This window comes from Pseudomonas sp. GL93 (genome assembly GCF_003408955.1).
GTDB lineage: Bacteria > Pseudomonadota > Gammaproteobacteria > Pseudomonadales > Pseudomonadaceae > Aquipseudomonas > Aquipseudomonas paracarnis.
The window spans coordinates 1-10,299 of record NZ_NKRF01000134.1 but is presented as its reverse complement, the minus strand read 5'-3'; the positions used below and the strand labels follow the sequence as shown (position 1 = coordinate 10,299).

The following is a 10,299-nucleotide window of genomic DNA, read 5'->3' as shown; positions in this document are numbered from 1 at the left end:
CGGCGCTCCTGCGGGGGTGGTGGCCCGGGGGGGGCGGGCGCATGGGGCGCCCCGCGCGGTGTGGCGCCGGGGTTTGGGGGAAGACGAGGGGAGGGGCTTGGGGTGTTCGGGCGGGGAGTGGGGGGGGGGGCGGGGGGGGGACAAAGCCCGGGGGGTTCCCGGGGGCGGGGGGGGCCCGCCCCGCCGACACCGCCCGTGCTGCCAAAGAGGCCGTGGCGCGTGGCTTCACGGCGGTAAAAATGAACGGCACCGAAGAATTGCAGTTCGTCGACAGCTTTGAAAAAGTCGACCTGGCCCTGGCCAACGTCGCTGCCGTACGCGATGCGGTCGGCCCTAACGTGGGTATCGGCGTCGACTTCCATGGCCGCGTGCACAAGCCGATGGCCAAGGTGCTGATGAAAGAGCTCGACCCGTACAAGCTGATGTTCATTGAAGAGCCGGTGCTCAGCGAAAACTACGAGGCGTTGAAAGAACTGGCACCGCTGACTAGTACGCCGATCGCCCTGGGTGAGCGCCTGTTTTCGCGTTGGGATTTCAAGCGGGTGCTCAGCGAAGGCTACGTCGACATCATCCAGCCGGACGCTTCCCACGCGGGAGGTATCACCGAAACCCGCAAGATCGCCAACATGGCCGAAGCCTACGACGTGGCCCTGGCCCTGCACTGCCCGCTGGGCCCGATTGCCTTGGCGGCATGCCTGCAACTGGATGCGGTTTGCTACAACGCATTTATCCAGGAGCAGAGCCTGGGCATTCACTACAATGAAAGCAACGATCTGCTCGACTATGTGCGAGACCCGGGCGTGTTCGACTATGACCAGGGCTTTGTGAAGATCCCCAACGGCCCGGGTTTGGGCATTGAGATCAACGAGGAATATGTGGTTGAGCGCGCGGCCATCGGCCATCGCTGGCGCAACCCGATCTGGCGCCATGCCGATGGCAGTTTTGCCGAGTGGTGATTTCCACCTGATTGAAACGCGCTAAAAAAGGTGGGAGCTGGCTTGCCTGCGATGGCGGTGGGCCAGTCACCGCAGCGGTGCCAGTCATGCCGCCATCGCAGGCAAGCCAGCTCCCACATTGAGCGCGTTCCTTCCTCAACAAATATAAAAAGAGGCACCCCCATGCACCCTGAATCCCTCACCGGGCAGGCTCCCTTAGTCACGCCTAGCAGAAAGCGCTTTTTCATCATGGTGCTGCTGTTCATCACCGTGGTCATCAACTACCTCGACCGCAGCAACCTGTCGATTGCCGCGCCGGCGCTGACCAGCGAGCTGGGGATCGACCCGGTGCAAGTCGGGCTGATTTTCTCTGCCTTCGGCTGGACCTACGCCGCCATGCAAATCCCGGGTGGCTGGCTGGTAGACCGGGTGCCGCCGCGCATTCTCTACACGGCGGCCCTGCTGCTGTGGTCGATTGCCACCGTGATGCTCGGTTTCGCCGCCAGCTTTATCGCGCTGTTCGTGCTGCGCATGGCCGTGGGCGCGTTGGAGGCACCGGCTTATCCCATCAACAGCCGCGTGGTCACCACCTGGTTTCCCGAGCGCGAGCGCGCCACGGCCATCGGCGTCTACACCTCCGGGCAATTCGTCGGCCTGGCGTTCCTCACCCCGGTACTGGCGTGGCTGCAGCACCAGTACGGCTGGCACATGGTGTTTGTGGTGACTGGTGGCGTCGGCATCCTGTGGGCCGCGATCTGGTATGCGGTGTATCGCGAGCCCAAGGATTTCAAAGGCGCCAACGAAGCTGAAATCCAACTGATCCGCGACGGTGGCGGGCTGGTGGACATGCAGGCTAAAACCGTCAAGGCACCCTTCAGTTGGACCGACCTCGGCATCGTGCTGAGCAAACGCAAGTTGTGGGGCATCTACCTGGGCCAGTTTTGCCTGAACTCCACGCTGTGGTTCTTCCTGACCTGGTTCCCGACGTACCTGGTGAAATATCGCGGCATGGACTTTATCCAGTCTGGCTTGTTGGCCTCCTTGCCGTTCCTGGCCGCGTTTGTGGGCGTGCTGTGTTCTGGGGTGTTTTCCGATTGGCTGATTCGCCGTGGGGCGTCGGTGGGCTTTGCGCGCAAGTTGCCAATCATCAGCGGGCTGCTGATTTCCACGGCGATCATAGGGGCCAACTATGTGGACTCGACGGGGTGGGTCATCGCGTTTCTGGCGGTGGCGTTTTTCGGCAATGGCCTGGCGTCGATCACCTGGTCGTTGGTGTCGACCTTGGCGCCTGCCCGTTTGCTGGGGCTGACCGGGGGCGTGTTCAACTTCATTGGCAACCTGGCGGCGATTGCCACGCCTATCGTGATTGGTTTTCTGGCCAGTGGCTCATCGTTTGCGCCGGCCATTACCTACATTGCAGTACTGGCGTTGCTTGGCGCGCTTTCCTACATCTTGCTGGTCGGCAAAGTCGAGCGGATCGAGTTGTAAAAAGGGGCGACCTGCGGGTCGCCCTTTTTTCGTTCTACGGCACCGACATCTCGTTGCGAAATACATTGTGCGGGTCCCAGCGCTGTTTGGTACGGCGCAAGCGGCTTTCGATCATCAGGTCGGGAAAGAATATTTTGTACCACTGGGGGTTTTTGCCGTTGGCCGGATTACCCCCTGCGTAAGTCATGTCGAGGTCGGGGTAATTGATGTAGCAGCCTTCGAACGCGTTGTTGAGCGGTACACCTTGAGCATCGGCAAACGCGTTGAAGTACAGCCCTCGGATCCAGTCAGCATGGGCTTGGTCCGCGGCGGCGCTGTCGCCGTGCCAATAACATTGGGGCTGCCACTTGAGGAAGGACGAACGCTGGGCGGCCGACGACTCCTTGCGCACGGGCGCGCTGGCGGCGTTGATCTGGCCGCCGAAGGACTGAATCTGGATCAGGCTTTGTGTCAGGTGGTTGTCAGGGTCTGGCCAGGTCAAGGTCCGCCAGATGGCCCCTAGTACGAGAGGGCTGAACTCACCTTTCTGATAGGCCGATTTATAGCGCCCATGCTGATTGTCTCCCGAACCATTCAATGTTTGCTGGCACACCAGCCAATCCAGGCGCCGCGCCGCAGCCTGGGCGGATGACACTGAGTCGATGGGGCGCCCGCGGGCTGTGCCAGGCGGCAAATGGACCACCTGAAACGGCACCAGCGACTCGGTGGCAGGCAAGCCGATGGCCGTGAGCATCTTGTCGACAAAATCATCGAAGGGCGCACGGTCGTTCAGCTCACCATCCTTGCCCACATAATGGATGCCCAGGGTGATATTGCCTGTGTGCTCGTGGCGCATTTCCAGTTTGGTTGCCAGTCCCCAGGTGTCCGGGTTGTTCTGATGGGTGGCAAACCATAGCTGGTAAGCCACCAGCAGATTGTTTAGTGCATCCTGGGTCAGTACTGACCAATCCCATTCCAACACCAGCCACAGTACTTCTTTGGGGGCCGGTGGCAGGTCCTTGAAGTAATAGCTGGTGATAATGCCGAATTGACCACCCCCCGCACCGCAGCACGCGGCGAACAGGTCCAATTCCTCCTGTTGTGTGCTGTCCCTGCTGACATGGCGCGGTTCGAGCCCTTTACCTTGGCTATCAGGCACCAGGATATCGACCCCGCTGAGCCAGTCACACACCAGTCCATACTTGCGCGACAGCAGCCCGTAGCCGCCACCGCAAATGTGTCCGCCCAGGCCCACGCTATAGCATGAGCCGCCGGGCAAGGTTTTGTTGGCCAGCTTGTACAACGCGCCATAGGCGTCCCAGTTCTGGCCGCCGGCCTCCAGGCGAAAGCGGTAGCGAAAGGGCTGCGTGGGGTTCAGCTCGGAACCGATCTGGCCGCTGGCATCGTAGACCACTCGGTTCAGCGCGCTGATATCCAGGATCGACAGCACCTCATCCGGGCTGTCGGGCATCTTGTTGGCGACAAACCCTTCGTAGCAATGACCGCCGCTGCGTACGGTGATGCGCCCATTGGGCAGGGCCAATGCCTGGGCGGCGGCCGCCATGATGTCTTGCGGGCTGCGGCAAAGGTAAATCAGGTTGGCGCCATTGGGCGAAGACTGGCCCTGCACATTGCCCAAGGGCCAGCGCAGATTGAAACCCTTTTGCAGGGTGGAGTGGCGACGGTCTGAAACGGTGATGAGATCAAATGCCATGATGTACTCCTAAGAGCCAAGAATGACTTCTGATGCGGCTAACTTAACGACCGAGGGGCAAGGACTGCGGGGCTTGCGAAGGTGGTTAGACGGCAAAGGGCACGAAGTGCGTTAAAAAAGGAGGTGGGCGACATGCCCACCTCCTTTGAAGCCTAGCGTATAAGCAGCGGTTGTTGCGACGTGCAGCTTACTTGCGTGCGTTGCGCACACCTTCCGACAGTGCCGCGCACAGGGTAAGCACGCCATCAATGGCTTGCTGGTCGTTCTTGGCCGTGGCGATGTGATCGATCAGCGCCGAACCCACGACCACCCCGTCAGCCAGGCGTGCGATGGCCGCGGCTTGGTCCGGAGTGCGGATACCAAAGCCGATGCTGATCGGCAGGTCGGTGTGGCGGCGCAGGCGGGCCACGGCTTCTTCTACGTGTTCCAGGGTGGCGGCCCCCGCCCCGGTGACACCGGCGACCGACACGTAATACACAAACCCGGAGCTGCCATTGAGCACAGTAGGCAGGCGCACGTCATCGGTGGTCGGCGTGGTCAGGCGGATAAAGTCGATGCCTGCGGCTTGGGCCGGGTCGCACAGCTCGCCGTTGTGCTCGGGGGGCATGTCCACCACGATCAGGCCGTCGACGCCAGCTGCCTTGGCATCGGCAATGAACTGCGACACGCCGTATTTGTGGATCGGGTTGAAATAGCCCATCAACACCAGCGGCGTGTCGTTGTTGTCCTGGCGGAACTCGCGAACCATTTGCAGGGTTTTCAGCAGGTTCTGCTTGGCGGCCAGCGCGCGGATATTGGCCAGCTGGATGGCCGGGCCATCGGCCATCGGGTCGGTGAAGGGCATGCCCAACTCGATCACGTCGGCGCCGGCGGCCGGCAAGCCCTTGAGGATCGCCAGCGAGGTGTCATAGCCGGGGTCGCCAGCGGTGACGAAGGTCACCAGGGCGGCGCGATTTTGTTCTTTAAGTTGCGCAAAGCGCGTTTGCAGGCGGCTCATCAGTGTTTCTCCTGCTTGGACTGTTCCATATGGTGCATCACGGTCTGCATGTCTTTGTCGCCACGGCCCGAGAGGTTGACCACCATCAGGTGATCCTTGGGCAAGTTTGGCGCGCGCTTGAATACTTCAGCCAGGGCGTGGGCGCTTTCCAGTGCCGGAATGATCCCTTCCAGGCGGCAGCATTTGTGGAAGGCTTGCAGGGCTTCATCGTCCGTTACCGAGGTGTACTGGACGCGGCCAATGTCATGCAACCAGGCGTGTTCCGGGCCAATGCCGGGGTAGTCCAGGCCTGCGGAAATCGAGTGGGCGTCGATGATCTGGCCGTCGTCGTCCTGCAGCAGGAAGGTGCGGTTGCCGTGCAGCACGCCCGGGACGCCGCCGTTGAGGCTGGCGGCGTGCTTGCCGGTTTCGATGCCATGGCCGGCGGCTTCAACGCCGATGATCTCGACGCTGGTGTCATCCAGGAACGGGTGGAACAGGCCCATGGCGTTGGAACCGCCGCCGATGCACGCCACCAGGCTGTCCGGCAGGCGGCCTTCCTGGGCTTGCAGTTGGGTACGGGTTTCCTTGCCGATCACGGCCTGAAAGTCGCGCACCATCGCCGGGTACGGGTGCGGGCCGGCCACGGTACCGATCAGGTAGAAGGTGCTGTCGACGTTGGTTACCCAGTCGCGCAGGGCTTCGTTCATAGCGTCTTTGAGGGTGCCGGTGCCGGCGACCACGGGGATGACCTCGGCGCCCAGCAGCTTCATGCGAAACACGTTGGCCTGCTGGCGCTCGATGTCGGTGGTGCCCATGTAGATCACGCATTGCAGGCCAAAGCGCGCCGCCACGGTCGCGGTGGCCACGCCGTGCATGCCAGCGCCGGTCTCGGCGATGATGCGTTTCTTGCCCATGCGCCGGGCCAGCAGGATCTGGCCGATGCAGTTGTTGATCTTGTGCGCGCCGGTGTGGTTGAGCTCTTCGCGCTTGAGGTAGATCTTGGCGCCGCCGCAGAACTCGGTCAGGCGTTCGGCAAAGTACAGCGGGCTTGGGCGTCCGACATAATCGCGCTGGAAGTAGGCCAATTCTTCATTGAACGCCGGATCTACCTTGGCCGCTTCGTATTCACGGGCCAGGTCGAGGATCAACGGCATCAGAGTTTCAGCGACGTAGCGGCCGCCGAACGCACCAAACAGGCCGTTGGCGTCAGGGCCGTTGCGTAGATCGGTCTGGGACTGAGTCATGGGACGCTCCAGGAAAGAATGTGTTTAAAGGCAATGACGGTCACTCTACTCGTGACGCCTTGGCGTGAAAACCGATAAGATCGCCGTAACCTGTCAGGAAAACTCACAGATGAGCCGCGACCTCCCTCCCCTCAATGCCTTGCGCGCTTTTGAAGCCACCGCCCGCTTTAACAGCGTCAGCCAGGCTGCGGAGCTATTACATGTGACGCACGGCGCGGTCAGCCGCCAGTTGAAAGTGCTGGAGGAGCACTTGGGTGTGAGCCTGTTCGTCAAGGATGGGCGCGGCCTTAAACTCACAGATGCGGGTATAAGGCTTCGCGACGCGAGCGCGGAAGCTTTCGAGCGTTTGCGCGACGTGTGCGCCGAACTGACCCAGCGCGGTGCCGATGCACCCTTCGTGCTTGGGTGTTCGGGAAGTTTGCTGGCGCGTTGGTTTATCCCTCGGCTGGGGCGGTTGAATGCCGACTTGCCGGATTTGCGCCTGCACCTGTCGGCGGGCGAAGGCGATCTGGACCCGCGCCGCCCGGGGCTGGATGCCTTGCTGGTATTCGCTGAGCCGCCTTGGCCGGCGGACATGCAGGTGTATGAACTGGCCAGCGAGCGTATCGGCCCGGTCTTGAGCCCACGCTTTGCCGGTTTTGAACACCTGCGTCAGGCCCCAGCGTCGGATCTGCTGGAGCAACCCTTGCTTCACACCACTTCAAGGCCGCAAGCCTGGCCCAGTTGGGCACGGCAACACGGCATCGAGCCCGGTGCGCTGAAGCTCGGCCAGGGGTTTGAGCATTTGTATTATTTGCTGGAAGCGGCCGTTGCCGGCTTGGGGGTGGCGATTGCGCCAGAACCGCTGGTGGCAGAGGACCTGCGAGCGGGTCGCCTGGTGGCGCCGTGGGGGTTCAGTGAAACCCCGGCGCACCTGGCGTTGTGGCTACCCAAGCGCGCCGCAGACGGGCGCGCCGGGCAGTTGGCGCAATGGCTCAAGGCTGAGCTGTTGCGTCAACCGGTGTAACCGGTCAATCAGTCACCGCGTTTGCACAGCAGGTAAGCCGCCAGCAGGCCCAGCGCGCCCACGGCAACGCCAGCGGTCGTCCATGGGTGCTCTTGGGCGTAGTCGCGGGTAGCCGCACTGGTTTCGCGGATTTTGACTTTGCTTTCTTCGTAGGCGTCGCTGATCAGGTGGCGAGAGTGCTTGAGCGCGTTCTCGGCATTGCTTTTCAAGGCCTTCAGCGTTTTGCGCGACTCATCGGACGCGTCGTCCTTGAGGCTCTCCAGAGATTTGAGCAGGCTCGAAATCTCGGCTTCCATGCTTTCCAGCGATGCTTTGCGTAAAGAAGTGTTGGCCATGTGGACATCTCCTGAAGTGATTGAGTGGCGTGTGTAGATACCGACTGCGCCGGTTTCAGAAAGTGCAGTAATTCTGAACTTTCGTCTCCCGACGGTCGCCTGAAGCAGTACGCACATTCGCTGCTAGTCTTGATTGACGACCTAAAGGAGAAACGCCATGAGTGATCATCACACGTACAAGAAAGTCGAACTGGTAGGCTCTTCCACCACCAGCATCGAAGACGCGATCAACAATGCCCTGGCCGAAGCCAACAAAAGCATCAAGCATCTGGAATGGTTTGAAGTGACCGAAACCCGTGGTCACATCAAGGATGGCAAGGCTGCGCACTTCCAGGTCACGCTCAAAGTGGGATTCCGCATTGCCAGTAGTTGATCGGCAGAGTTGAACTTTGCCCGCTGGCCGATTGCCATAACCTGCGCTACAAACAACGGGTGCCGACGCGATGAGCGTCGGCACGCTCTTTTTGATCAGCGCAAGGAACGTAACGGATGAAGAAGTTTCTGTTAGCGGTAGGGTTGTTGAGCATTGCGGGTACCGCTATGGCTGCGGGCAAGCCTTGTGAAGAGCTGAAAAGCGAAATCGCAGCGAAAATCGACGCCAAGGGCGCTTCGGGGTATTCGCTGGAAGTGGTGGACAAAGGTGCTACGCCAAGTGACCACACAGTGGTTGGCACCTGCGAAGGTGGCACCAAGGAAATCGCCTACAAGCGCGGCTAACCCCGTGCGTAAGACCTACGCATCTGTGGCGAGGGAGCTTGCTCCCGCTGGAATGCGTAGCGGCCCCAAAAAAAATGGGAGCGCTGCGCACTCCAGCGGGAGCAAGCTCCCTCGCCACAGGTATATCGTTTTACCATTCAGCCCTTCATCACTTGTGCAAGCAGCTCGTAGGAATGAATGCGGTCGGCATGCTCGTAGAGGTCACTGGTAAAAATCAGCTCATCGGCGCCGGTCTGCTCGATCAGCACCTCCAGCTTGCCGCGAATCTTCGCCGGGCTGCCCACCATGGCCAGGCCGAGGAAGCTGCCCACCGCGTCTTTTTCGTGAGGCAACCACAGGCCGTCCATGGTTTTTACTGGAGGGCGCTGCACCAGGCTCTGGCCGCGCATCAACGCGAGAATACGCTGGTACACCGAGGTGGCCAGGTAATCGGCCTGCTCATCGGTGTCTGCCGCCACCAGCGGAATGCCGAGCATCACGTAGGGCTTGTCCAGCACCGCCGAAGGCTTGAAGTGATTGCGGTACACGCGAATCGCTTCGTGCATCAGGCGCGGCGCGAAATGGGAGGCGAAGGCGTAAGGCAAGCCACGCTCACCGGCCAATTGCGCGCTGAACAGGCTTGAACCCAACAGCCACACTGGCACGTTGGTGCCGGTGCCCGGCACGGCGATTACCCGTTGGTCGGGGGTACGCGGGCCCAGGTAGGCCATCAGCTCGGCCACATCTTCGGGGAAGTCATCGGCACTGCCGGAGCGTTCACGGCGCAAGGCGCGGGCGGTCATCTGGTCGGAACCGGGCGCACGCCCCAGGCCCAGGTCAATACGGCCAGGGTAAAGGCTTTCCAGAGTGCCGAACTGCTCGGCGATCACCAGTGGCGCGTGGTTAGGCAGCATCACGCCGCCGGAACCCACGCGAATGGTCGAGGTGCCGCCTGCCAGGTAACCGAGCAGTACCGAGGTGGCCGAACTGGCGATGCCGTCCATATTGTGGTGCTCGGCTACCCAGAAACGGTGGTAGCCGAACTTTTCCACATGCTGGGCCAGGTCCAGGGAATTGCGCAGCGACTGCGCCGGGCTGCCGTTGGCGCGTACGGGCACCAGGTCGAGGGTAGAGAACTTTACGTCGGACAGCGATTTCATAAGCCTGCTTCTCCAATGGGGGCGCAGGCTTTCTAGACGAACCAAAACCTGCCGCTTCATGTGCATGCTCTATGCAATGAGGGCATATACCCGAGATTCAATAGGTGGCTCTGAAATTTCCTACTGGATTGCTAGGTTTCTCTTACGAATGAACTTTGTTTTGACGTCTATCCTCAGAACCCTTACTGACGCAAAACCACCGTTCGAGGAGAAAGCTATGAGTATCGTTAAAAAGGCATCCGCGCATTGGGAAGGCGACCTGAAGACTGGCCTGGGCTCCATTTCCACGGAAACCGGCGTGCTGCGCGAAGCGCCCTACGGCTTCAAGGCCCGCTTCGAGGGCGGCAAGGGTACCAACCCTGAAGAATTGATCGGCGCGGCTCACGCCGGCTGTTTCTCCATGGCGTTTTCCATGATTCTCGGCGACGCCGGGCTCAAGGCTGACAGCATCGACACCCAGGCCGAAGTGACTCTGGACCAGGTCGAGGGCGGCTTTGCGATTACAGCAGTGCATCTGATCCTGAAGGCCAAAATCCCAGGCGCGAGCCAGGCACAGTTCGATGAACTGAGCAAAAAAGCCAAGGAAGGGTGCCCGGTATCCAAGGTACTGAATGCAACCATCACCTTGGATGCCACGCTGGTCAACTGACACAGCAGTAATCTTATGTGGGAGCGGGCTTGCTCGCGAAAGCGGTGGATCAGCCGATATCTTCGGTGACTGATACTCCGTATTCGCGAGCAAGCCCGCTCCCTCATTTTTAGT

General features: G+C 60.9%; 10 protein-coding genes and 1 pseudogene. 6 read left to right on the top strand and 5 right to left on the bottom strand.

The genetic code is table 11. The features are described from left to right. Positions 1 to 956 (top strand): annotated as a pseudogene (dgoD, locus tag CER19_RS27725) (galactonate dehydratase); the annotation flags it as partial. 162 nt (positions 957 to 1,118) lie between these two features. Then, positions 1,119 to 2,423, top strand: a complete 1,305-nt coding sequence (locus CER19_RS27720) for an MFS transporter (RefSeq protein WP_165861682.1) — start codon at positions 1,119 to 1,121, stop codon at positions 2,421 to 2,423. 34 nt (positions 2,424 to 2,457) lie between these two features. On the opposite strand, the gene CER19_RS27715 is transcribed toward CER19_RS27720, so the two are convergent. From CER19_RS27715 to trpB, 3 genes are all read right to left on the bottom strand, one after another. Next, positions 2,458 to 4,116 carry a BBE domain-containing protein gene (locus CER19_RS27715; RefSeq protein WP_116668699.1) on the bottom strand — a complete coding sequence of 553 codons (1,659 nt, stop codon included), beginning with the start codon at positions 4,114 to 4,116 and terminating at the stop codon, positions 2,458 to 2,460. A gap of 187 nt (positions 4,117 to 4,303) precedes the next feature. Continuing rightward, positions 4,304 to 5,113, bottom strand: a complete 810-nt coding sequence (trpA, locus tag CER19_RS27710; RefSeq protein ID WP_116668698.1) for a tryptophan synthase subunit alpha — start codon at positions 5,111 to 5,113, stop codon at positions 4,304 to 4,306. Further along, positions 5,113 to 6,339, bottom strand: coding sequence for a tryptophan synthase subunit beta (trpB, locus tag CER19_RS27705; protein WP_003187301.1), 1,227 nt, complete (start codon positions 6,337 to 6,339; stop codon positions 5,113 to 5,115). The genes trpA and trpB overlap by 1 nt, the downstream gene beginning before the upstream one ends. A 109-nt stretch (positions 6,340 to 6,448) precedes the next feature. Here trpB and CER19_RS27700 point away from each other — a divergent pair, with 109 nt between their 5' ends. After that, complete coding sequence (locus CER19_RS27700; RefSeq protein WP_116668697.1) at positions 6,449 to 7,345, top strand: LysR family transcriptional regulator; 897 nt, start codon at positions 6,449 to 6,451, stop codon at positions 7,343 to 7,345. Positions 7,346 to 7,353: 8 nt separating this feature from the next. Here CER19_RS27700 and CER19_RS27695 read toward each other — a convergent pair whose 3' ends face one another. Continuing rightward, positions 7,354 to 7,680: a YqjD family protein gene (locus CER19_RS27695; protein WP_003187304.1), complete on the bottom strand. Its 327-nt coding sequence runs from the start codon at positions 7,678 to 7,680 to the stop codon at positions 7,354 to 7,356. 157 nt (positions 7,681 to 7,837) lie between these two features. On the opposite strand from CER19_RS27695, the gene CER19_RS27690 reads away from it, so the two are divergent. Together CER19_RS27690 and CER19_RS27685 are read left to right on the top strand one after the other, a co-directional pair. Beyond that, positions 7,838 to 8,053, top strand: a complete 216-nt coding sequence (locus CER19_RS27690; protein WP_005783406.1) for a dodecin — start codon at positions 7,838 to 7,840, stop codon at positions 8,051 to 8,053. A gap of 116 nt (positions 8,054 to 8,169) precedes the next feature. Next, the gene (locus CER19_RS27685; protein ID WP_014716308.1) at positions 8,170 to 8,397 is read left to right on the top strand and encodes a DUF1161 domain-containing protein; all 228 of its coding nucleotides are present in this window, start codon (positions 8,170 to 8,172) and stop codon (positions 8,395 to 8,397) included. Positions 8,398 to 8,534: 137 nt separating this feature from the next. On the opposite strand, the gene CER19_RS27675 is transcribed toward CER19_RS27685, so the two are convergent. After that, positions 8,535 to 9,536: an LLM class flavin-dependent oxidoreductase gene (locus CER19_RS27675; protein WP_034129211.1), complete on the bottom strand. Its 1,002-nt coding sequence runs from the start codon at positions 9,534 to 9,536 to the stop codon at positions 8,535 to 8,537. Positions 9,537 to 9,753: 217 nt separating this feature from the next. Between CER19_RS27675 and CER19_RS27670 the strand changes: the two genes are divergently transcribed. After that, entirely contained in the window at positions 9,754 to 10,185 is a 432-nt protein-coding gene (locus tag CER19_RS27670; protein WP_003187311.1) for an OsmC family protein, read from the top strand. Positions 10,186 to 10,299 lie beyond the last annotated feature (114 nt).